Genomic DNA, 21,721 nt, shown 5'->3' with positions numbered 1-21,721 from the left:
TCTAGGCGACGTCGGCCACCGGCTGCTTCGCCGGTCGGCGCAGCACATCGTTCCAATCGGACCCGGGCTGCTCCGGATACCGGACCTCGATCCGGCGATCGCCAAAGCGCTCGCGCGCAATCGCCTCGGCGCGACGCCCGGCGCTGTCATGATCGAGGAAGAGGATGATCTCGGTAACGCCGGCTGGAAGCGCGACGCGCCTGAAGCGCTCGCCGCCCAGCGTTGCCCAGCAGGGCACGCCGAACATTTGCTGCGCCGACAAGGCGGTCTCGATGCCCTCAGCAAGGCCGAGGACGGCACCCGGCGGCGCCAGGCGGACGAGTCCGCTGCCTAGCGGTCCCAGCGCCGCCTTGACTGGTTGCCGACGCGACAGACCTGCGCCGTCCGAGCGCAGGAAAGTGCGGTGGACCGCGACGACGCCGGTTTCGTCCTCGACCGCTGCAATCATGGCGGGCGCAAAGCGGGTGAGGGGAGCACGACCCTGCGGCGTGCGCGGATGGAAGCGGAGCGAAGAGCTCACCGCCAATCCGCGACCTGCCAGATAGCGGCCGACGATCGTTCCCGCCGCGGGCCTCGCCTCGGACCATAGGCGCCGAGCCCGCTCGCGCCCGAGCTCGTCGGAAGGGGCTGGCACTCGGTCGGCCCAGGCGACAGCGCTCGGCAGGTGCAATCGTCGGAGCGCTGCCATGACCTCAACGGTCGAGCAGCCGGCGAAACAGTGGAACAGGAGCCGTCGGCGGCCGGGACGAACGCTGAGCGAGGGGCTACGGTCCGTATGGGCGGGACAGCGGCAAAGACCGCCCCTTGGCGTCCAGTGACCGCCCAGCGCCTCGACGATGGTCCTTCCGCTCGTCTCGGCGCTGTCGAACCGGTGATCGTGCATGGTCATGGGCTTCTTGCATCCTGGTGGCGCGCCCCTGTCGCCGCCTGTCCTCTTGGATCGCGGCACTTTCCTACAGCTTCATGTTCGCACTATGTTCCGATTCGAGGAAGAGGGAAAAGCATGATGCGAGGCGATGATGATCCGACCACTCTTCCTCACCATCTCGACGCTGGCGCTCGGCTGGGCGGTTCCGGCGGCGGCACAATCGCAAGACGCTGCTGCGGACCATCAGTCGTTTGCGTCGACCGTGTTCCAGCTGGTGGAGCATCGGAGCCGTGCGCCGGATACTCCGGCGGTGCTCCCGCCAAACGACAAGTCGGCAACGGCCACGCCAGTCCCCGCGAGCGCGCGCCTGCCGGGTCGTGACGCATTCCTCGCCTTCATCCGCGCGGCGGAAATACGCCATGCACTACCCGAGGGATTACTCGACGCTCTGGTCGCGACCGAGTCGGCGTACCAACCTCGCGTCATCAGCAGCGCCGGCGCGATCGGCCTGGCCCAGCTGATGCCCGCCACCGCTCGGGCACTCGGCGTCCTTAATCCGTTTGACCCGCGTTCAAATGTCGACGGCGGTGCGCGCTTCTTGCGCCTGATGCTCGATCGGTTCGGATCGGTCACACTGGCGCTCGCCGCCTATAATGCTGGACCGGGGGCGGTTGCGCGCGCCGGCGGCGTACCGTCAAATGCCGAGACGCCGGCTTATGTGCGCAAAGTGTTGGCGCTCTGGCGTGCCAGTCGGTTGTGAGAAGGTTCCTACATGCCGGCTGCGGTCACACGCCATGCTCGGCGAGGTAGGCGTGAACGCGCGCGTGAACCCGGCGGCGTGGCCGTCGGCCCGCTCGCAAGTCGAATACGAAGCGCGGATCATGGACGACAATGCGCCCGAAGCGGGTTGCGCTCAGGCCAACGCGGGCGAGCAAAAGCTCGATCCTGGGCAGCAATTCTCCATCCATCACGCCGACTCGCTTTACGTCGTTCCCGTTATGTTCTATACGGCACACCAGGTGCGATAGGAAATCCCCTATGATGGTCCCGACGATCGAACATCCGCGCGAGGCGCTGCAGCGCCTGATCGAGGAGCGCCGTGAGGATTATGCCGGGCTGTCCCGGCTGATCGGGCGCAATCCCGCCTATATCCAGCAGTTCATCAAGCGCGGCACGCCCAAGCAGCTTGCCGAGCAGGACCGCCGGACCTTGGCCGCGTATCTCGGCGTCAAGGAGACGCTGCTCGGCGGTCCGCAGGAGTGGGAGAAGCCCACGCTGCAGCAGGTTCCGGTGCTCGATGTCTATGCGTCGGCCGGCTATGGCGCGGCCGACTTCGGCGAGGCGCGACGCACGTCGATCGGCTTTGATCCGCGCTGGCTGCGCGAGCGCACCAAGGGGTCGGCTGACGGCCTTTCGATCATCCAGGTCAAGGGCGATTCCATGGCGCCGACGTTGGCGGACGGTGATGATGTCCTCGTCGATCGCAGGGATGGTGTCGGCCGGCTGCGCGACGGCATCTACGTGCTGCGCCTCGACGACAGTCTGATGGTCAAGCGGCTCGCGCGGCAGCCGGCGGGGCGGGGTATCACGATCAAGAGCGACAACCCTGATTATCCAAGCTGGCAGAATATCGAACCCAGCCGCATCGACATCGTCGGGCGGGTTCTGTGGTTCGGGCGGACGCTGAGCTGACGATTGCTGGCGGTCGCAGGGCTATGAAGCAGATGAGCTTGCACGTCGTCGGTGCAAACCATCCGAATGCCGATGGTGGCAATCGCCGGTTCGAGATCCTGCTCTGTGTGCCAGGGGAGCCTGTAGACCTCCTGCCGGAGCCGAAGAACCCGGTCGATCCGCATGCGATTGCTGTCTTTAGCACTCGCGGCATTCAGATCGGCTATTTGACCGCAGACCGCGCGCCGTGGATCGGCGGGATGTTGCGCAGCGGACGCGAACTGAAGGCGATCTTCCAAGCGGCGACGCAGGTTGGCGCTGCGATCCGGATCGCCTTCGGTGGCGAGACTCCGATGCTGCCGCCTGAGCGACCGGCACTGCCTTCGCAGGGCACAGAGTCTGACGGTTGCTGGCCGGACTTCATCCCTCCAGACGATTGAGCTTCAACATGACGAGCCAGATGGCGGCCGACCGAGAAGAGGCATGGGGAATCGCGTTCGATCTGATCGCCGACCTGGGTGCCGGCGAAGCGCTCGCCTAGGCTGAGGACTATATGACGGGGCTCCGATCGGACGGGCAAAGAGCGGGCATGGATCGTTGGAGCCTCGTCACCGATGCTTTGGCTCAGCTTCCAATCGGCTCGGTGCATTAGGCAATTGGTTCGTACGAGCAGCAATGCCAAGATGCTACATTAGATGTCTTCTCCGGCACGACCCACAGCTTGCGGAAGTGGTCATCTCCAGGCGCCTTGGCACATCGAAGAACCGGCCTGATTGCGTCCATCCCTAGACGATCATCGAGAACCAACCCGAAACTAATCGCAAGCATCAGCCGCATGGGCAATACGCACAGTCTATGGGCGGCTCAGTGAAGACGGCTCACTTGGCTAGGCTCGACAGGTAGGTGGACGCCTTGCCCAGCCGCCTTGAGGCGCCCCGTGCGAACCTCCGTGAGGTGAGCGCGCACGAGATCGCCGGCGATAGGCGCCTGCCATCGCTCGCCATAGAGCGCTTCTCCGACTAAGCGGAGCAGTTCGAGATGGCCATTTTCCCCCATGCTTCCGGGGTTCTAGGAAGTAAGGTGCGCTAGGCCAACAAGAATCTATGTTGCGAACAGCAGCGACGCAGTGCGGTATCGTCCCAATGTTCGATGCGACCGCGGCCGAGCGTGCTTCGGAAGGACAGGCGGCACTCGGACGGTAGCCGCTAGGCGGCTTAGTAATCTAGGTTGCGTGGCTCCATCTCGCTGGCGGCGACGTCGGTAATCGGCCCGCGACCTTCCTCCCGCTCGTACAGCGCGACCACCTCACGGTCGCCAAGCGATTGAATCCGCTCGCGCCATTGCTCCGGGGAGAGTTGCTCGCTCTCGGTCATCGTGCGACCATATCGTCCCGATCGCACAGGTAAACTGGGAACGGCCGATCAGCACCATGTACCGCCTCTCGCAAACCCTCGCGCGCGAGCGCATGTTCTACGCCTCGCCCATGATCGCCGCGCCGAGCGTGATGTTGATCGACATGCCGATCCGAAATTGCGGGGAGAGGCTGGCACTCGGCCGCTACTATGCAATTATCCTTGAGACCGACGAGGAACGCGCCGAGCTGGACCGCTTTCTCGATGAACCACGCTCGGCTGCGGTCGCGCCTGACCTCCTCGATAGACGCCCGTCGGCATTGGTCTCCGACAACGTCCTGATCTCCCGCTACGAGCCGCCGGAAGAGGGGTGGCCTTGGGTACTCGTCTGCCGCTGGCCGGAGCCATACTCACGCGCTGCCAGGGACACGCCCGGCTGCGACATGGCGCGGGGTTGCTACACGATGGAGGTGTTCGAGGATCCCGATGGCGTGGAGGAACATAGCATTGCGCTCCTCGAGCAGCTCGGCACGCATGGGGAGTTGTCGATAAGGATGCTCACCCCGGCGTCGCTCAGCCATCCCGGACTGCCTGACCGGCTTCGATGGGTAAGGCGCTCGGGCGGAACAGACGCGCGACGCGCGTCGATGTCGATCAGGTGCCGCTCGCTCGACACGCGGTTCAGCCCGATGCCCACGCCCATTTGCATGCACTACTAGGGCTGCACTGGCTCGGTACTGTGGCGGTGGTCGACGGTTCATCTATAGGAAGCCCGCACCGGCGTGATGCCTAAACCGCTCGGCCGAGCGCACGTACTCTGACAGGATCTGCACCGTCTTGTGACGGCTGACCTCCTGCATCTTGAAGATCGTCGCGCCTCGCGCAGCGCTCTCGGTCAGGAAGCCAGCACGTAGCGAGTGGCCGGCGAACTGGCGCTCGTCCAGCCCGGCCTTGCGCGCCGCGGCCTGGACCAGCCGCGCAACCGCCCGATCGCTCATCCCGTCGTCTGTCAGCTCATCGCCTCGGGTTAGTCGTCGGAACAACGGACCGCCGTCATGCCCGGCCGCCCCCATCCACGCGAGCAGATGCGCCTTGGGCCGCAGCCGCGACCCTTCAAGCACCGCCACTTCCGCGCCCTCCTGCCCCTGGTCGGTCTTCGACCGCCCGATGATGATGCGCAGGCCCTCGGGCACGAGCTCGATGACATCGACGGTGAGCGCTACCAGCTCGGAGCGGCGGAGCGCCGCCGCCATCCCAATTGCCAGCACCGCCCGATCGCGCAGCGCGCGCAGGCCCTCACCGGGAAAGGTGCCGAGCATCGCTTCGAGGATGGCGGCGTCGGCCGCGCGCTTGCGCGTCTTCTTACCGCCGCGGCTGTTGCGGATTCCTGCCATCGTCTCGCGCAGTCTGCCGGCATCGGGCAGCGCGGTCGGCGCGACAAAGTTTTCGGCGCGGTGATAATGACCGATCGCCGCAACGCGGCGCTCGATCGTCGCCGGCGAGCGGCCGCGGTCGGCCTCCCAAGCAACGAAGCGCCGCACCAGCTCGGCCGACGCCGGCAGCGGACGTTCACCACGCTCCGCGCACCAGGTCGTGAAGATCGTCCAGTCTGCGGCATAGGCCCGGTGCGTGTTGTCGGCGCGCGCGGCGCGCGCATAGGCGTCGGCGCGCTCGGTCTCGAGGTCGACGATCCCGGGCAGCGTCGGCGTCGGCCGTAGCGCCAGATGGGTCGCGACCGGCACCAGCTCCGCCGGCTCGACGATGACGAGCGCGCGCGAGGTCGGCAGCGATTCGGGGTCGGTCGGGTCTTGCACGAGGCGGGCCAGTTCGGAAACGAGTTGCCGGATTTCGGAAACTTCTTTCCGCGAATCTGCCTGTAGGTTTCCCTGAAATGGTGGACAGCATCCACCCGGCGGCACGCACCCGAAACAGCGGATATGTACCTAAATTGGTGGACCGCAGCGTCTCCGCCTCGCGCTCGATCTCCCTCAGCCTCGGTCGGCGCTCATGGGATCAGATGTAGTGCCGGAACGGCAGCGGCGGTGCGATAACGGTATGTGGCGACGCCATCAGGATCTCACCCACCCGATCGGCGAACTTGAGCGTCACGGGAAGGGCGCTAGCGAAATCGCAGGCGTTGTAGTTGACCTTGGTGAGCGCAAGAATGTCACCGAGCACCTCTACGATGTCGCCTTCGCCATGCGTCACGTCGACGGTGAGCGGCTTGGGTGTCTCGAATCCTTGATACCCTGCAAGTCGAGGCACGAACCCCCGCGCCCAAAGGTAACCTGACCAGTCACCCACGGTAAGAGCCGTGCCGCGCAGGACTGGTGTCGACGCAGAGGGGCGGAACAGCCGAACATCATCGAGCTGCTTGATCCTGACGCCTACCAGCTGTGTTTCAGTGGGCACTGCGCTGCAAAAGCCGTCCCACTCATCGTCGGAAAAGCGGTGCCGCCCATGAATGAACAGCTGGTTAGGTGGCTTGCCGTGCTTGAGCTTATAGCCCTCGACCACCGAGGTCATCAAATTCGCCGCCGCGCTCCTCGACAGATGATACTCTTTGCGCTCGTCGGAATACCAAGGGCCGAGGGCGCCGCGGAAGACAAGGCCGTCGCCTGAGTTGAGGAACATCTGCGCGGCGCAACAGGCCTCGCCCGTTGCCGCAGGCGTGTCGTCGTTCTTGAACACCAGTCCGACGTAGCACACGCCAGGCCGGACATGGGCCAGCGCCCACGGCTTGGCGTCCATCTTGAAGTAGAGCGTGGTGCAGAAGTTCCATGCAACCGTGGCCTCGTCCTGGAGGCCAAGCCGGCGGTCGTTGGCGATGTTGAGGTTGCGATCAACCAACGTGCTTTCGAGGATCAGTTGAAGGACGACGCCGTCCTGCAGCAACTCGGCTTTCAACTGGTGGTGGAAATTGCTCGAGAACAGGTAGGTCTCGGCATCCCGCACCGTGTCTGGGAATAGGTCACCACCCATCTGGAAGAAGCGTTTGGCGTCTTTAAAGCTCGTGATGTCGGAGGGAGTGCGCTCGTCTTTGGGCGGTGGTGCTACTTGGGGACGTCCGTAGCGATAGACGACGTCCGGAACCACAACGAGCCAGACGTCGGGACGGCGCTCCTCAGCGCGGATGTGCGCGCGTATCGCGTCGGCGAACAGCAGCACCGTGGAGCGGACCGCGTCGGCGCGATTGTTCTTCTTGATGCAATGATCGATGTCGCCGCTCTTGAGCGCTAGCTCGACCATGCCGCGGGTTGGCAGTACGATGCCGAAGCAGGCCTCGAACCCTGGCCATGCGGGTGCCCATAGGACGGGCTTGCCCTTTGCATCGACCTTGCCGGGTATATGCAGGCTGATCCGCTCTAACCAGCGGCGGGATAGGCCGACACCGCTCTCCGTCCCGATGACGCCCAGGCGTACCTGGGAGCGGCCATCGGGACCCTCGAGTGGCCCGAAGAGGAAGAGCCCATCTTTTGGCGCTTCCATCTGCTGCCCGTGACCGAACTCGAGCAAAGGTTCGGCGATGCGATGCGTGAGGATGCTCATGCGTCGGCCTCCTCCGGCATCTCATCCCGGTCGAAGGCCGTTTCGAAGTCCTCTGACAGGGTTATCTGGCCTCCCTCGTCTTCCTCGGCTCGGCGGTCCTCTTCCGCGGCGAAGCTGACCGGGAACTCGAAGCTCATTGGTAGGCTAGCAACCGCGAGGCGCTCACCGGACGCGGCAATGTCTAGGGCCGCATCACCTTCGGCAAGCCACCCCATCGCGGCGAGCAGCATATCGCGCCATTTGTCGTTGAACCAAGACCGCGTGAGGCGCAATCGAATGCGCTGCAGCTGTTCACCCGGGAGCGGGGTTCGGCCGTCGGTCGTCACCGCGACATTGGCATGGACCCGGAAAAGAGCATCCGGCCAGAGCTTTGGTTGAGCGACAAGGCACAAGTGCCAGCGCCGATCCTTGAACTTGCCGCTCAGCACCCGGTCAACCCGATGTCCGTCGCTCAGCGTCAGCTTGACTCTCCCGTCGATCAGCCCGTCGGGGAAGAAGCGGCCGCGGGCGCCCGAAGCGAAATCGACAGGAAGTAGCCCGAGACGATGCATGGCCAGATCCCAATGCTGACGCATCAGATTGACAGCGATCCGCCGTGCGTTGGAGCGCTCACCGAAGTGCCGGCTATAGGTACCGTCTATCACGCCGTTGAAGGGCAAGCTGGCGCGCGCCTTTAACGGCGGAGCGCTGTCGTCGAGACGTTCGATCGCATCGGGTCCGCAAAAGGCGATGGCGCCTCCCTCGTGCAACACATGGGGAACACGCGTGAACTGGCTCCAGGCTTCCAGCTGCGCAGTCGTTCCCTTCGCCTCCAGTATCCAGACGTCAGGTCTCGCCCGAAGTTCGAACCAGTTACTGTAGAGCATCTCGGGATTTGGGGTGACCAGCTTCCGACCATCCTCCTGGGCAGCGACGATCATCGCAAGCTGTTCGGCGTCCGGATGATCGACCTTCGGCACACGTGAGGTGTCGAGCGTCTCGAACAGGGGCTGAAGGCAGGCCGCCCAGTTAGGGAACGCATTGTGTGCGTTCTGCCGCAGGATCTCTGTTGGGAAATCGCCGAAGTCCACGTCGGCGATCCGGATCGGAATCATGAACTCCGCGTCGCCGAGCTTGCGACGCATAACGTCGCCGAGGGCGAGTTCCTTCTTTACGCCTTGCTTCCCGATGTGCTCGGAAACGACAACAATCTGCTTGATCGCCTCATGCCGCAGCACGTGCTCAATTTTGTCCCAAAAATCGTCGCCGCCCCGAAGCGCGCGAACGTCGACCCAGACCTTGTACCCGGCCGTGGTTAGGCGCCCGGCAAGCCACCGGGAGAAGCGATTGTCCTCGGGATTGGCGTGCGTGATCAGAATGGTGTCGCGCACCGGTGTCGGAGCGGTAGTCATGGGAGTCCCCGACTGCAGAGTGCCGTACCTAAAAGCACGAATGTGCGACTACTCTGCAAGCGGCCGCACATTGGTGATGGTAATGCCGACATCGGTGCTCGCTAGTGGGCCGTCCGTCGTGAACATGTCCGCTTGAAGGTCGATCGCCAAGGCAAGGCACGCCCGGTCGCCGAGAGATAAACCGAGCGCCTTCGTCGACGGCCGGAGGTCGCCTATTATCAGTGCCTGTGCAGGAGAGAGGGGCCGGACGTCGAGGTGTAGCCCGCCAAGCGCCTCACGCACTTCGTCGAGCGGCAATCCTCGGTCCCGAAGCTTGGAGACGACCTCGGCGAGGTTGGTCGTTCCGATGATGCAACGGGTAAGGACGTCCACTACCCGACCCGCCCCGGGCTCGTCGTTCAGAAGGCAGAGCAGGGCGGAGGCGTCGAGGACGACCTTGCTACTCACGCTCCGCCTCGCGCCGGCGCTCCGCAATCAGCTCGTCAGCCAAGCCGACGCCTTCGGGCACATACCTGCGCAGGATCGCGCGAGCACGTTCAAGCGCTCTAGGCACTGATCGTACCCGCAACTCGCCATCGTCCACATCGACGAGAACGGTGTCACCCGTGGTGATCCCGAGCTCCCGGCGCATAGCCGCCGGGATCACGAGTTTACCACCGTCCACAATCTTGACCCTCTGTGCTTCCATCTGCACTGAACTCGCTTGGCTGACCCAATCACCAAAATGTACCGCATGACGCCGCTGATGCATAGCACGAAGGAGGGCACTCCTACGTGCTTGGTGATCAGTCGTCGGTCATGTCCGTGCCCATTAGCTACTTAGGCCTGGCTTGGTGAGCTAGGCTCGACAGGATCGGTGCTTGCTATTCAGAGCCGGCTGCCGCAGCACTGGCTCAAATGGGTGTACCCGATTGAGCCAGACGGGAGGATGAGGACGTGGCAGGCAGCGGGATACGAGCGGCGCGGGTGTATCTGCGGGTGAGCACGGATGAGCAGGATCTGACGCGGCAGGAGAGTATCGTCGCAGGCGCGCGCGCGGCCGGGTTCTACGTCGCGGCAGTTTACCGTGAGAAGGCGTCTGGCGCTCGGCCAGACCGGCCGGAGCTGCTGCGAATGGTAGATGACCTGCAGCCGGGCGAAGTTGTGATCGCTGAGAAGATCGACCGGATCAGCCGTTTACCGCTGCCGGAAGCCGAACTGCTAGTGGCGGCGATCCGGGGCAGGGGAGCGCGACTGGCAGTGCCTGGCATTGTGGACCTGTCCGAACTCGTGGCAGACAACGCGGGCGTTGCGCGCATCGTACTGGAAGCGGTGCAGGATATGCTGCTGCGCGTGGCACTCCAAACCGCACGCGACGACTACGAGACCCGGCGCGAGAGGCAGCGTGAAGGCATTGAGATTGCCAAGAGGGCAGGGCGCTACACCGGCCGCAAGCCCGATCTAGCCCACCACCGCCGCATCGTAGGCTTGCGAGAGGCGGGTATGAGCATCGCGAAGACGGCCGAACTCGCCGGGTGCAGCATCGCTCACGTCAAACGGGTGACGGCAATCCATCGGGCTATGTCAGGAACAGTGTCGAGTGCGTCAGCCAAGACCGAATGTTAGCTATGCGGGCGGGCTGGTCGCTCCGGCAATGCTCGCAGGTGATGTCACCACGCGCGATCGTGACGTCGCCATCAACATCCGCGCCTACCATAAAAGCGGGGGGTGGGGGGCGCTGGTCCTTGCTCGAATGTTGGTAGAGACGCTACGCCAGTGAGGTAGATCGAGCATGGCATCGCTCGACGAACGGCAGAACCGTTCCGCAATCGTTTTTGAGCAGCAGATGGGCTTCGTCGCTGAGCCGACTGCTGAAAATCCAGCGCATATCCGCGTCAACCGGCAACTGGCCTGAGCTAGCCAGGCAGAGCGCCGGCGTGGAGCGCGATACCCCCCGAAGTTAGGCGACGCATGAACGGCATCGCCCCGCCGATAGGTTTGATTTTGGTCAACATCCTTTGGCAGGATCGTAAAGATGCGGGTAGACGTCTCATTGCCGCGCATGACAGAGTAGATGGTCGACATGCCAACCGGCACGGCGCTGTGGTGGACGAACGTACGCCGAGCTTTGAGGCTGACGATTATTGTCACCGAGCCGTCGGGAGCGATTTGCGCTGCCCAGAGAGACGGGCTCGAGCTTGTCGTTCGGGCCATCAATCGCGAGCTGGATGGATGTCGAGGGCGCCGCGATGATCGGCGCCAAAAGTCAAACGGGAGCAACGGAACAAACCACGACTTTATCCAGCGTGCAGGGTGCGCATCGTTCAATCCGCTCACCCCTGGTGCCGATCTTCGGGTGGTTCACGCGGCAAGCGAGAGCCGATTGCGACCCTGATCTTTCGAGCGGTAGAGCGCGGTGTCTGCCGCCGTCAAAGCCTCTGAAAGGCCAGCGTCGCCATCGAGCGCCGCAAGCCCGACGCTGACGGTCGCATGCACGGCCCGCCCATCCGAGGTCATCACACCGGTAGTCGCGAACTGCGTTCTCACGCGCTCGCACGCGTCGCGAGCCTCCTGCAGCTTCAGATTGGCGAACAGGACCGCAAACTCCTCTCCACCCAGGCGTGCGACCGTATCGCCCGATCGGGTGTTGGCTTTCAGGATTTCCGCAAAGGCGCACAGTACCTCGTCGCCCACGCCGTGACCGAAACGGTCGTTTACGCCCTTGAAGTGGTCGAGATCGAACACGGCGACATAGTGCCGCCATGAAGGTGGGTGTTCCTGAAGCTGCCGTTCCGCGACCTCGAAAGCTCTCCGGTTGGGTAGCCCGGTCAGCGCGTCGGTAGCGGCTGCGCGTTCTAGACCTTGTTCCAACGCCTTACGCTCGGAGATGTCGCGCACGACGTTCACAGTGCCGGAAATCTGATCATCCTCATCAGCGATCGCGCAGGCATGGCTCTCGAACCACGCGAGTTCACCCGAAGCCTTCGTCGCGCGGAACTCGAACATGATCGTTTCATCAGGCTTCTGCATGGCACGTCGGTGGGCATCCACCACCACGTCGACATCTGCCGGAGCGATGAAGTCGCGAGCTAATTTGCCAACCACGGCATCCGGTCCGAAGCCTGCAATCATGGCGAGCGATGGGGAGGCAAAGCCGATGATGCCATCAGCCGTGACCGCCATAATGATGTCGCCGCTTCGATCGGTGATGATCTTGTGGAGCGCTGCCTGGGCCTGCACCTCCGAGAAAAGGAGTTTGCGCCGTTTCAGCTCTGTCGCGGCGGGCAGCGCCATCAATGTTGCGACCGTCAGATATAGCTGAAAGAGCAAGAGTCGTGTGCCGGTGCTCGTGCCCGGTATCGCCACTGGTCCGAGCCCGCGAGCGGTACAAGTCGCTCCGACTATCGTGATCACCAGGAGCCCCGTCGCCGCGCCGAGGCGGCCGAGGCGGAACACCATGAGCATCATTGGAAGAAGGGGGACAAACATCAGGGGCAGCCGCGTTTGCGCGAATACGAACCCTGTCACGACAAGAAGGAACCCGGTGAGGAGTGCCGCTTCGCACGCCTCGCGCCGCTCGACAGAGCGCGCCCATCCTGACAAAATCCCGCCGATGACGAGCTCGACCATCGGCACCACCGTGAGCGTACCCAGTGCATGGGCAGCGTACCAGTTGAAGGCGTTGTTTCCGACCGGAAGGCCTGTAGCCCAATGAGCGAGCAGACCAGCCGGAAGCGCAGTGCCAGCAGGCACGACCCCTCCCGCAACGCCGATGAGAATAGCGAGTTCGCGTAGCGACGTGAGATGGCCTGGAACAGGCACGAACTGGCGCATCAACCACGCAACGGCGGCACCCTCGGCGATGTTGATGAGAGCGAAGGGAAGAGCAACGCCAACACCAAGTCCTTCGAGGCTCGTCGCAAGCGCGCTTGCCGCCGCGCAGGCGGCGAGGCGCAGCGTCCAAGACCGTTCGGGGCGGTAGCGCAGATCGACAGCGAGCAGCGGGGTCGCGAACCAGAGTAGCGCTACGCCGCCGTTGGCGCGGGCGTAGGTCACGGCACATAACGCCGCGCCAAAGTAGGCAAGCGCGAGCAGTAGCGCCTGCCGCCATTCCGCTTTCCAGTTGCGAAGATCGGAGGCCGACATCATGCCACAACCTCTAATCGCAACTAGTTAATGATGGTTAACGGAGGAAGCTCTCCAACGTGCAAGTTATAGGACCTGGACATACTGTGGTTGCCGGCTCGCCCGGGAGGTGCCCAAGCACGGTGAGCTGCCGCTGCGCGATGTGTGTGCAGGCTGCAGACATTCTTTAGCCGCGACTCGCCTGAAGCCGCTTCCAACGTCGCCGTACTCGGCTGGGTCGGCGCGGCTCTCGATGCGGTACCTTGATTTTACTGCCGCAGCTCAAGCCAGAAACGGCGCGCCTGCGAGCCCATCGAAGATGAACTGGACGGCAAGACCGGCCAGCAGCACGCCCGAGATCCGGCGAACGACATCCGCGCCCGTCGCGCCTAGCACCTTCACCAGCCGCTCGGCCGCGCGCATCGCGGCATAGGTGAGCGTGAGGCAAACGGCCATCATCGAGATTACGCCTGCGCCCTCGATCCATCCCGCGCTTCTCCCCATCAGCAGCACCGCCGCGCACAAGGCGCCGGGACCGGCGATCAGCGGAAAGGCCAACGGGAATACGGCGATGTCGCCGGGGCGCTCGGCATCCTTTCGCTCACCTTCGCTAATCGACGACAGGCCAGGGCCGGAAAAGGTCAGGCTCAGTGCCTGGAGAAACAGCAGCAGGCCACCCGCGACCCGGAACGCTGGCAGCGAGACGTGGAGCAGGTCGAGGGTGAAATTGCCGGCAACGGCGAACAGCAGCAGCACCAGCCCGGCGATCGCGGTCGAGCGAATGGCGAGGCTGCGTCGCTCACCACGGTGGATGCCCGCAGTGAGGCTGGCGAACACGACCGGTCTCGACCGGACCGATCGTGACCAGCAGCGTGACGAAGCTGGAGAGGATGCTCGGGGAAACGTCCATGACCAACGTGAGCGGAGGAACCCCCCCGGCCGCCTCCGCGTCAGCTTAAACGATGGTGCCGACCCGGGCCCGGTCCCCATTGTCCGCCATCCGTGGCTTTGGCAAGCCGGGTATCCACGGGTGAACCGGCGTATCCAGCCGGGTCGGTGCCGGAAACCGGTCCAGCGACCGGCAGTGGCCTGAACTAGCCGAGACTACTCGGGGCTTCTCGCCCGGGCCATAGGAAGTCCTCTCGACCCTGCGGGTGCAGGTGTCGTTTCCGCTGGTCGTCGATACAAATTCGAAGTGCACCGTCCCAGATGGCATCTTGCCCGACGCGACCGTCCGGAGCTTGGGCTCCGTGAGCATAGGTGGCGCCTGGAGGTGTGCCGCTTGCTCGATCATCGTCGCGGCTTGCCGGTCCATCTCGGCTGCGACATCGTCAACCGCCGCAAACGGCGTGCTGTCCCACGCGTCAATAAACGACACGGGCAGGGGGTGCGAAACCGGCGCGAGCGTCACCTTCGGGGCAATGTCGCCGCTATATTCAATCCGGGCGACCGCGCCGTCGGGCAGATCGACTTTTAGCGTGTGTGCGTCCCGAGCAGCGGCAACGCCGATGCCAGCGACCGCCAGCACCGCCATGCCGGTCAGGACGGCTGTAGGAACCTTGCGCATCCTTCGTCCTATCGTGGGTGACTGAAGTGATTGATCTGGAATTGGGCCAAGGCCCGGGACCGAAGTCCCGGACCGGCCGATCACGCCGCCTGCGCGTTGATCGGAATGCGGCGGACATTCTCGTTCGCTGCCTCGGTCTTGGGCAGCGTCACGGTGAGCACACCGTTCCGGAACGTGGCGTTCGCTCGGTCGCGATCGATGCCCTTGGGCAGGCTAATGCGCCGTTCGAAGCGACCGTAGCTGCGTTCCGAATAGCCGCGCTCCTGGTCCTCGACTTCGGATCGCTTCTCACCGCGCAGCGTCAGCACGCCTTCTTCGAGCGAGATGTCGACGTCCTTTTCGTCAAGGCCGGGCAGCTCAGCGGTGACACGGATGTCCTTGTCGGTCTCGCCGAGTTCGAGATGCGGCCACGTAAGGCTGCGGCCAACGCCACCGAGTGCCGGTGTATCAAAGCCGCGGAAGACATCATCGAACAGCCGGTTCACCTCGCGGTGCAACGACAGTAGGGGGTGATCCTCGCGATCGCGCTGGTCGACGCTGATCGACGCGGGCAGCCGGTTCTCCTGCCGGCTCCAGGGAATCAGGTCACGGATAGCCATGGGTCCTTTCTCCTTGTCTGGCTTGAGAGACCACGACCCGCCGGCCGCCGCCCTGAAGAAGCGGCGCCGACGAGCCGGTGCTGGATGATCAGGCGGCCTGGCGGTCTTCGCTGGGCGCCTCGATCCGATCGTTAGCGGGCGCGCCGCCGATCGCGATCTTGCGAGGCTTCATCGCCTCGGGGACAACGCGCTTCAGCTGGACGCTGAGCAGCCCGTTCTCGAACCGAGCGTCGCCTGCCTCGATGAAGTCTGCGAGCTGGAAGCGGCGCTCGAACGCACGGGTCGCAATTCCGCGGTGCAGATACTCGCCCTGCTGCTGGTCCTCAGCGCGCTTGCCCGTGACGGTGAGCTGGTTCTGCTGTGCGACGATCTCGATCTCGTCGGGGCGGAAGCCGGCGACCGCAAGCGTGATGCGGTAGCTGTCCTCGCCGTCCTTGACGATATCGAACGGCGGGTAGCCATCGGTCGCGTCGGCGCGCAGGCCGGTCTCGAGCAGGTCGAAGAGGCGGTCGAAGCCGACCGTTGAACGCCGATAGGGCGTGAAGTCGAAGTTGGTCCTCATATCCAAATCCTCCATGTGAAGCGATCTGGGCATGAGAAGCGCCGGAGGAGAGCCGGCGCTCTCTATGTCCCACCGGACCCGAATACGGCGCCCGGCGACGCTCAGCTAGGAAAGGGCAATTTCGCCTTCAAGGCTCCTCAAGCGCAATTTTTCGGATGCGGGCCAGGCGAAATCGCATCGCTTCCAAGTGGAGCGCTTCGGTAGGATCGATGGCTGATCGCCCCTGACGGGATGGCCGAAGCTGGGAGCGGCAAACAGGCCGCCAATGTCAGCTCCTGGATTGTCGTGGCGATAGGGCAGCTCGACCGCTCACGAACGGAATGGCTTTCATGCCGTCATCTTCGTCGATGACACGGCCTCCCCTCTCCCGAGGCCAGCAGTGGCGGCTTCAGTATGGGCATTGCGGAGCGCCTGACGGCGTCGGTCGGCGGCCACCCTCGTTCCACCGCCGCCGGGGTCCAAGGTGTTCGAACTTAGAGTGGCGGCAGGCTGATCAGATCCTGGCGACACGCTGACACTAAGAGCGCGCAGATCAAGCCAGTTACCCGCACGCTAGTCGAAGTCTTGGCCCTCCGCTTCGAGGTCGCACAATGGCCCGGAGATAGCTACCTGGGCTGCCGAACCTTGCCGCAACCCCGGTCGAGAGCCGAGGCGAGCGTCCGTTGCGTCCGGAGCGTCCGAGCCGTCACTCCTGGGGCTGGTTTGCGGGACAGTCGCTTTCGACGGCGATCAGCGCTAACAGTCGATTAGACACCGTCTTTTTGCGCCGCATGGCCTCGGCGGGTCGACCACGAGACGGGGAAGATTGTGACTCCAGAGGACCAATCGGACAATGTGGCGTCCACCGGCATCGCAGGCCTCGATGACATCCTGCATGGCGGCCTTACCCCCGAGCGGATGTATCTGATCGAGGGGACGCCCGGTACCGGCAAGACCACGCTTGGACTGGGCTTTCTCCTTGCTGGCGCGGCCGCCGGCGAGACCGGCCTCTACATCACTCTGGCGGAAACCGAGGTCGAGCTCCGGGCAGTCGGCAGGGCGCATGGATGGTCGCTGGACAGTCTGAAGCTGTTCGAGATGGTGCCACCGGACGGGTTCACCGAGGACCAGGAGCAGACGCTGCTTCACCCGAGCGAAGTCGAACTTGGCGAGACCGTGCGCGCTATCATGGCGAAGGTCGACGAAGTCCGGCCCGCGCGCGTGGTGCTCGACAGCCTTTCGGAGCTGCGGCTCCTGTCCCAGAGCCCGATCCGGTACCGTCGGCAAATCCTTGCGCTGAAGCACTTCTTCTCGACGCGGGCGTGCACCGTTCTCGTGCTGGACGACAAGGGAGGGAATGGAGGCGATCTGCAACTGCACAGTATCGCCCATGGTGTAGTCGCGCTGGACCAGACGCTTGCGAGCTTCGGGGCACAAAGGCGCCGGTTGCACGTTGTGAAAATGCGCCAGAGGCAGTTCCGGGGCGGCTATCATGATTTCGAGATCCAGCGCGGGGGTCTCTGTGTCTTTCCGCGGCTAGTCGCGGCCGATCACGCAATCGAGGAAGCTGGCGAGGCGATCACAACCGGGTCGCCCGAACTGGATGCGCTACTCGGCGGTGGTCTGGTCCCCGGGACGGCGACCCTGCTGACCGGACCAGCAGGGGTCGGGAAAACGACGACGTCGATTCAATGTATCGTCGCGGCATTGATGCGGGGTGAAAAAGCCTCTTATTTCCTGTTCGACGAACGCACCCCAACCTTGCTGGCGCGTAGCGCCGCGCTCGGGCTGGACCTGAGGCCGCACATCGAGAGCGGGCTGCTTGAACTGCGGGCCATCGATCCGGCTGAGATGTCGCCGGGTGAATTTGCCTCAAGCGTTCAGCGGTCTGTGGAGGTTCACGGTGCCGGCATGGTCGTGATCGACAGCCTGAACGCTTACCTTCAGTCCATGCCCAACGAGCAGTTTCTGGTCCTGCAGATGCACGAGATGCTGAGCTATCTGGGCCAGAAGGGGGTCGTCAGCCTCCTCATTCTTGGCCTGCATGGCGTCACCGGCGACATCCGTTCGGATGTCGACCTGAGCTACCTGTCCGACACCGTGGTCCAGCTTCGCTATTTCGAGGCGCTTGGCGAGGTGCGACAAGCCATATCGGTGATCAAGACGCGAACGGCGCGGCACGAACGCACGATCCGCGAGTTTCAGATCGGCGACAATGGGCTGCAGTTGGGTGAGCCGCTTGGCAGGTTCCAAGGCATTCTCACAGGTGTGCCCACCTTCTCGGGAGAGAGTACGACGTTGATGGCGAGCCAGGCGGCCACGGTTGCACCGCAGGCAAGATGAAAGCACGCGTTCTGATCCTAGCGCCGCGCGGTCGTGATGCCACGATCGCGGAAGAGCTGTTGAAGCGAAACGGAATTGCGGCGCACATCTGCACGGATCAGGCAGAGCTGGTCGACCATTTAGACGAGGGCGCCGGTGCCGTTCTGGTCACCGAAGAGGCGCTGGCGGGGTCGAGCACGGTCACTGTCGCGGACTGGGTGGCCAATCAAGCCGCGTGGTCGGACATGCCGTTCGTGGTGCTGGCTAACGGATCGCGTACGCCCCGGGCGGCTGCCGCAACCGAACGCCTTGCCAAGCTTGGCAATGTCGTTCTGCTGGAGCGACCGCTGCACGCCGAGGCAATGCTTGGCGCGGTGCGCTCGTCGCTCAAAGCGCGCGCGCGGCAATATGAGGTCCGGGACGCGGCCGCGCTCAGCGCGGCACAGAACCGCATACTGGAGCTCGCCGTCCAGGAGGCACCCCTGGCTTCGGCGCTTTCGGCCATCGTCCAGGAAGTCGAAACCCTGTCCAACTCAGGGGTTCTTGCGTCGATCCTCTTGCTGGATGAGGACGGCGTTCATCTCCGCCATGGTGCGGGGCCAAGTCTCCCGGCGGCCTACAATGCGGCGATCGACGGCATAGCGGTAGGTCCTTCCGTTGGTTGCTGTGGAACCGCAGTCCACCGGAAGGAACCGGTGTTCGTTGCGGACATTGCGACAGATCCGTTGTGGGCGGACTTTCGCGACCTGGCGCTCGCCCATCGGCTGCGCGCCTGCTGGTCGGTTCCGATCACCTCCGCAAAGGGGGACATCCTCGGTACCTTCGCGATGTATCATCACGAACCGGGGATGCCGAGCGCGGCCGACCTCGAGATCGTCGACTTCGTTGTCCGCACCGCCGGCATCGTGATCGCCCGCGCGCGGACCGAAGCCAATTTGCGAGCAAGCGAAGCGCGGTACCGGCAAATCGTGGAGGGCGCCGAAGACTTTGCGATCGTGACCCTTGATGCTGCCGGAGTCATCTCTGGCTGGAACAGCGGTGCTCAGCATCTCGTCGGCTACAGTGCGGCAGATGCGCTCGGCCGGTCTGGAGACATGTTCTTCACCCCGGAAGACAGAGCCGATCGCAAGCCGGAGCAGGAACGAGAGCGAGCGGCTGCGGAGGGACGTGCCGTCAACGAGCGCTGGCACTTGCGGGCGGACGGAACCCGCTTCTGGGGTTCCGGTCTGACTATGCCTCTCGCGGGTGAAAATGGCGGCTACGTGAAGATCTTCCGCGATCGGACGGGAGAACACGAAGCCGAGGCGGCACTGCGGGACAGTGAGGCGCGACTTCGCTTTTTCGGTGAGCTCGAGGAACGCTTCTTCGGAGCGGCGGACGCGTCAGATGCCATGAAGGCCGCGGCGGAGATGCTGGGGCAAAGGCTTAGTGCATCGCGGTGCGCCTATGCCGACGTTGATACGGCCAGCGACCTATTCTGGATACGCAGCGACTATAACGGTCCTGGCGTAGCAAGTTCGGTCGGGGCCTACAGCCTCGACCTGTTCGGGCCGCGGGCAGCTGCCGACATGCGGCTGGGCCGTACGCTGATCGTCCGAGACGTCGTTGCAGAGCTCCAGGCTGGCGAAGGGCGCGAGATGTTTCAGGCCATCGGCATCGACGCAATCATCTGCTGCCCGCTGGTGAAGGAAGGGCGGCTCGCGGCGATGATGGCCGTCCATCAGGAACATGCACGCGACTGGAGCCCCGGCGAGATCACGCTGGTCAGGGAGGTGGCAGAGCGATGTTGGTCGCATGTCCAGCGGGTCGGCGCGGAAGCTCGTCTCCGGGAAAGTGAAGAGCGCCTCCGCCTCGCGGTCCAGAACGCTGAAATCGGCTTCTGGGACGTGGACGTGGTCAACGACCGGCTGATCTGGCCGGCACAGACCAAGGCGATGTTCGGCATCTCAGCTGACGTTCCTGTGACGATGGACGACTTCTACAACGGCCTTCACCCCCACGATCGGGAAGCAACCACAGCGGCTTTTCTGGCGGCCGCCGACCCGAACGTACGCGCGCTCTATGACGTGGACTACCGCACGATCGGTAAGGAGGACGGGATCGAGCGATGGGTGGCCGCAAAGGGACGTGGCGTATTCGATGCTTCAGGGCGCTGCCTGAGGGTCGCGGGCACCGCGCTCGACATCACTGCCCGCAAGCGGGCGGAAGAGGCGCTGCGAGAATTGAACGCGACCCTTGAGGCGAGGGTGGCCACGGCAATTGCAGATCGCGAGGAGGCGCACGAGGCGCTTCGCCAGAGCCAGAAGATGGAGGCGATGGGCCAACTGACCGGTGGCGTCGCGCATGACTTCAACAATCTGCTGACGCCGATCGTCGGTGCGCTCGACATGCTCCAGCGCAAAGGGCTCGGTGGTGAGCGGGAGCAGCGCTTGATCGCCGGCGCGGCGCAGTCGGCGGAGCGGGCGAGGACACTCGTTCAGCGCCTTCTCGCGTTCGCTCGTCGGCAGCCGCTTCAGGCCGTGTCCGTCGATGTTGCAAAGCTCGTCTCGGGCATGGGCGATCTGGTCGAGAGTACGACAGGTCCACAGATTAGGGTTGTCGTTGAGGCGTCAGCCGATCTGCCGGCGGCAAAAGCTGATCCGAACCAGCTTGAGATGGCGCTGTTGAATCTTTCGGTGAATGCCCGCGACGCGATGCCGGATGGCGGAACCCTGCGGATCTCGGCAATCGCTGAGGCCGTTCCCAAAGGCCATCGGTCCCGGTTGGCGCCCGGCAGCTACATCTGTCTCTCGGTAGCAGATACCGGCACCGGCATGGACGAAGCGACGATCGCGCGGGCGGTCGAGCCGTTCTTCTCGACCAAGGGTGTCGGGAAAGGAACCGGCCTGGGCCTGTCGATGGTACACGGCCTTGCCTCCCAGCTGGGTGGCGCACTGACCATTCAGAGCCGGCCGGGGATGGGCACGAGCGTGGAGCTTTGGCTTCCCGTCAGTTCCGACGCAGCGGAGCAGGCACCGGTCCCGCAGCGGCTCGCAACCGATGTCCACCATCGGGGAACGGCGCTTCTCGTGGACGACGAGGAACTCGTGCGGATGAGCACGGCCGACATGCTTCTCGATCTTGGCTATACGGTAGTGGAAGCGACTTCGGCCAAGGAGGCCGTGCGCGTTCTCGAGCGTGGGCAGTCGATCGATGTCGTAGTAACCGATCACCTCATGCCTGGAATGACAGGGACGGAGCTTGCCCGGCATGTGCAGGTGACCCGCCCTCAACTGCCTGTCTTGCTCGTGTCCGGCTATGCTGAGCTGGAAGGCGTTGATGCCGAACGTCCGAGGTTGACCAAACCGTTCCGGAAGGACGAACTCGCGGCAACGTTGTCAACGCTTGTCGACTAAGAAGTCTGACGCGGCAGGTGTTCAAATAGAGAGCGTCCTCTCGCTGTTCCCCGATCGTCGACTGATTCATACCACTACGCAAGAACCATGGATTATGGCTTGCACTAAGCCCTGCTGTCGTTTTCTTTCAGCCGATGGCGATTGGCACCTGTTTACAACTCACGGTCGCGATCGCGTCCCGCGACTTGACTGCTTCACATAAACGAGCGCGCGAATTTGGTAAGCAGCACGCGGCCGCTTAACGACTGCTTCTCGTCGAAACTGTTGGCCGATGCGCGCTGAAGGTGGCGCGCTAGGCGACCGTCTGCCAAGTAGGTGCAAACCGATCGGCAGGCGACCGCAACCCTGGTCGTGAAGCGAGA

The 21,721-nt window shown here is 63.9% G+C and carries 21 protein-coding genes; 9 read left to right on the top strand and 12 right to left on the bottom strand.

The genetic code is table 11. The features are described from left to right. Window position 1: 1 nt before the first annotated feature. Window positions 2–520 (bottom strand): toprim domain-containing protein, encoded by a 519-nt coding sequence (locus FFS35_RS20290; RefSeq protein ID WP_249341525.1) that lies wholly within the window; start codon window positions 518–520, stop codon window positions 2–4. Between the two features lie 496 nt (window positions 521–1,016). Between FFS35_RS20290 and FFS35_RS07920 the strand changes: the two genes are divergently transcribed. The 4 genes from FFS35_RS07920 to FFS35_RS07905 are packed head-to-tail and all read left to right on the top strand — an operon-like array spanning window position 1,017 to window position 2,979. Next, entirely contained in the window at window positions 1,017–1,628 is a 612-nt protein-coding gene (locus tag FFS35_RS07920) for a lytic transglycosylase domain-containing protein (protein WP_137786570.1), read from the top strand. Between the two features lie 52 nt (window positions 1,629–1,680). Next, window positions 1,681–1,896, top strand: a complete 216-nt coding sequence (locus FFS35_RS19945; protein ID WP_171007556.1) for a hypothetical protein — start codon at window positions 1,681–1,683, stop codon at window positions 1,894–1,896. A gap of 25 nt (window positions 1,897–1,921) precedes the next feature. Further along, window positions 1,922–2,560 (top strand): S24 family peptidase, encoded by a 639-nt coding sequence (locus FFS35_RS07910; RefSeq protein WP_137786656.1) that lies wholly within the window; start codon window positions 1,922–1,924, stop codon window positions 2,558–2,560. A 23-nt stretch (window positions 2,561–2,583) separates the two neighbouring features. Next, window positions 2,584–2,979 carry an HIRAN domain-containing protein gene (locus FFS35_RS07905; RefSeq protein ID WP_137786568.1) on the top strand — a complete coding sequence of 132 codons (396 nt, stop codon included), beginning with the start codon at window positions 2,584–2,586 and terminating at the stop codon, window positions 2,977–2,979. A gap of 774 nt (window positions 2,980–3,753) precedes the next feature. Here the strand turns inward: FFS35_RS07905 and FFS35_RS19940 are convergent. After that, a complete protein-coding gene (locus FFS35_RS19940) occupies window positions 3,754–3,912 on the bottom strand; it encodes a hypothetical protein (protein WP_171007555.1) in 159 nt (52 codons plus the stop codon). Between the two features lie 56 nt (window positions 3,913–3,968). Between FFS35_RS19940 and FFS35_RS07900 the strand changes: the two genes are divergently transcribed. After that, entirely contained in the window at window positions 3,969–4,610 is a 642-nt protein-coding gene (locus FFS35_RS07900) for a hypothetical protein (RefSeq protein ID WP_137786567.1), read from the top strand. Between the two features lie 42 nt (window positions 4,611–4,652). On the opposite strand, the gene FFS35_RS07895 is transcribed toward FFS35_RS07900, so the two are convergent. From FFS35_RS07895 to FFS35_RS07875, 5 genes are all read right to left on the bottom strand, one after another. Beyond that, window positions 4,653–5,705, bottom strand: coding sequence for a site-specific integrase (locus FFS35_RS07895; RefSeq protein WP_249341524.1), 1,053 nt, complete (start codon window positions 5,703–5,705; stop codon window positions 4,653–4,655). Between the two features lie 199 nt (window positions 5,706–5,904). Beyond that, window positions 5,905–7,440, bottom strand: coding sequence for a hypothetical protein (locus tag FFS35_RS07890; protein ID WP_137786566.1), 1,536 nt, complete (start codon window positions 7,438–7,440; stop codon window positions 5,905–5,907). Then, entirely contained in the window at window positions 7,437–8,831 is a 1,395-nt protein-coding gene (locus tag FFS35_RS07885) for a toll/interleukin-1 receptor domain-containing protein (RefSeq protein WP_137786565.1), read from the bottom strand. The genes FFS35_RS07890 and FFS35_RS07885 overlap by 4 nt, the downstream gene beginning before the upstream one ends. A gap of 48 nt (window positions 8,832–8,879) precedes the next feature. Beyond that, window positions 8,880–9,278 (bottom strand): type II toxin-antitoxin system VapC family toxin, encoded by a 399-nt coding sequence (locus tag FFS35_RS07880; RefSeq protein WP_171007554.1) that lies wholly within the window; start codon window positions 9,276–9,278, stop codon window positions 8,880–8,882. Further along, entirely contained in the window at window positions 9,271–9,519 is a 249-nt protein-coding gene (locus FFS35_RS07875; protein ID WP_056366715.1) for an AbrB/MazE/SpoVT family DNA-binding domain-containing protein, read from the bottom strand. Before FFS35_RS07875 ends, FFS35_RS07880 begins: the two co-directional genes overlap by 8 nt. A gap of 263 nt (window positions 9,520–9,782) precedes the next feature. Here FFS35_RS07875 and FFS35_RS07870 point away from each other — a divergent pair, with 263 nt between their 5' ends. Both FFS35_RS07870 and FFS35_RS20485 read left to right on the top strand, forming a co-directional pair. Then, window positions 9,783–10,436: a recombinase family protein gene (locus tag FFS35_RS07870; protein ID WP_066707344.1), complete on the top strand. Its 654-nt coding sequence runs from the start codon at window positions 9,783–9,785 to the stop codon at window positions 10,434–10,436. Window positions 10,437–10,602: 166 nt separating this feature from the next. Beyond that, a complete protein-coding gene (locus FFS35_RS20485; RefSeq protein WP_283214548.1) occupies window positions 10,603–10,725 on the top strand; it encodes a hypothetical protein in 123 nt (40 codons plus the stop codon). 446 nt (window positions 10,726–11,171) lie between these two features. Here the strand turns inward: FFS35_RS20485 and FFS35_RS07865 are convergent, their stop codons facing one another. The 5 genes from FFS35_RS07865 to FFS35_RS07845 all read right to left on the bottom strand — a co-directional run bounded on the left by FFS35_RS07865 (window position 11,172) and on the right by FFS35_RS07845 (window position 15,663). After that, complete coding sequence (locus FFS35_RS07865) at window positions 11,172–12,956, bottom strand: sensor domain-containing diguanylate cyclase (RefSeq protein ID WP_249341533.1); 1,785 nt, start codon at window positions 12,954–12,956, stop codon at window positions 11,172–11,174. Between the two features lie 261 nt (window positions 12,957–13,217). Beyond that, on the bottom strand, window positions 13,218–13,772 hold the full coding sequence (locus FFS35_RS07860; RefSeq protein WP_212742183.1) for a MarC family protein: 555 nt from the start codon (window positions 13,770–13,772) through the stop codon (window positions 13,218–13,220). A gap of 118 nt (window positions 13,773–13,890) precedes the next feature. Further along, window positions 13,891–14,502 carry a hypothetical protein gene (locus FFS35_RS07855; protein ID WP_137786562.1) on the bottom strand — a complete coding sequence of 204 codons (612 nt, stop codon included), beginning with the start codon at window positions 14,500–14,502 and terminating at the stop codon, window positions 13,891–13,893. A gap of 80 nt (window positions 14,503–14,582) precedes the next feature. Continuing rightward, window positions 14,583–15,101 (bottom strand): Hsp20/alpha crystallin family protein, encoded by a 519-nt coding sequence (locus tag FFS35_RS07850; RefSeq protein WP_066707318.1) that lies wholly within the window; start codon window positions 15,099–15,101, stop codon window positions 14,583–14,585. 88 nt (window positions 15,102–15,189) lie between these two features. After that, window positions 15,190–15,663 carry an Hsp20 family protein gene (locus FFS35_RS07845; RefSeq protein ID WP_137786561.1) on the bottom strand — a complete coding sequence of 158 codons (474 nt, stop codon included), beginning with the start codon at window positions 15,661–15,663 and terminating at the stop codon, window positions 15,190–15,192. Between the two features lie 807 nt (window positions 15,664–16,470). Here FFS35_RS07845 and FFS35_RS07840 point away from each other — a divergent pair. Together FFS35_RS07840 and FFS35_RS07835 are read left to right on the top strand one after the other, a co-directional pair. Beyond that, entirely contained in the window at window positions 16,471–17,985 is a 1,515-nt protein-coding gene (locus FFS35_RS07840; RefSeq protein WP_283214547.1) for an ATPase domain-containing protein, read from the top strand. Continuing rightward, window positions 17,982–21,359 carry a PAS domain S-box protein gene (locus FFS35_RS07835; RefSeq protein WP_137786559.1) on the top strand — a complete coding sequence of 1,126 codons (3,378 nt, stop codon included), beginning with the start codon at window positions 17,982–17,984 and terminating at the stop codon, window positions 21,357–21,359. The genes FFS35_RS07840 and FFS35_RS07835 overlap by 4 nt, the downstream gene beginning before the upstream one ends. Window positions 21,360–21,721: the final 362 nt, after the last annotated feature.

Origin of the sequence: Sphingomonas sp. 3P27F8, from assembly GCF_005502745.1 — a bacterium.
Taxonomy (GTDB): domain Bacteria; phylum Pseudomonadota; class Alphaproteobacteria; order Sphingomonadales; family Sphingomonadaceae; genus Sphingomonas.
Note: the sequence above shows the minus strand (reverse complement) of the source record. Positions and strands in the feature narration are given on the sequence as shown.

What these genes read in the sequence shown, in the direction of transcription:
- FFS35_RS07855 (WP_137786562.1), bottom strand. Translation starts at nt 14,502, where the DNA reads ATGCGCAAGGTTCCTACAGCCGTCCTGACCGGCATGGCGGTGCTGGCG.
- FFS35_RS07920 (WP_137786570.1), top strand. Translation starts at nt 1,017, where the DNA reads ATGATGATCCGACCACTCTTCCTCACCATCTCGACGCTGGCGCTCGGC.
- FFS35_RS07850 (WP_066707318.1), bottom strand. Translation starts at nt 15,101, where the DNA reads ATGGCTATCCGTGACCTGATTCCCTGGAGCCGGCAGGAGAACCGGCTG.
- FFS35_RS07845 (WP_137786561.1), bottom strand. Translation starts at nt 15,663, where the DNA reads ATGAGGACCAACTTCGACTTCACGCCCTATCGGCGTTCAACGGTCGGC.
- FFS35_RS07885 (WP_137786565.1), bottom strand. Translation starts at nt 8,831, where the DNA reads ATGACTACCGCTCCGACACCGGTGCGCGACACCATTCTGATCACGCAC.
- FFS35_RS07905 (WP_137786568.1), top strand. Translation starts at nt 2,584, where the DNA reads ATGAAGCAGATGAGCTTGCACGTCGTCGGTGCAAACCATCCGAATGCC.
- FFS35_RS07900 (WP_137786567.1), top strand. Translation starts at nt 3,969, where the DNA reads ATGTACCGCCTCTCGCAAACCCTCGCGCGCGAGCGCATGTTCTACGCC.
- FFS35_RS07890 (WP_137786566.1), bottom strand. Translation starts at nt 7,440, where the DNA reads ATGAGCATCCTCACGCATCGCATCGCCGAACCTTTGCTCGAGTTCGGT.
- FFS35_RS07875 (WP_056366715.1), bottom strand. Translation starts at nt 9,519, where the DNA reads ATGGAAGCACAGAGGGTCAAGATTGTGGACGGTGGTAAACTCGTGATC.
- FFS35_RS20485 (WP_283214548.1), top strand. Translation starts at nt 10,603, where the DNA reads ATGGCATCGCTCGACGAACGGCAGAACCGTTCCGCAATCGTTTTTGAG.
- FFS35_RS07865 (WP_249341533.1), bottom strand. Translation starts at nt 12,956, where the DNA reads ATGTCGGCCTCCGATCTTCGCAACTGGAAAGCGGAATGGCGGCAGGCG.
- FFS35_RS07835 (WP_137786559.1), top strand. Translation starts at nt 17,982, where the DNA reads ATGAAAGCACGCGTTCTGATCCTAGCGCCGCGCGGTCGTGATGCCACG.
- FFS35_RS19940 (WP_171007555.1), bottom strand. Translation starts at nt 3,912, where the DNA reads ATGACCGAGAGCGAGCAACTCTCCCCGGAGCAATGGCGCGAGCGGATT.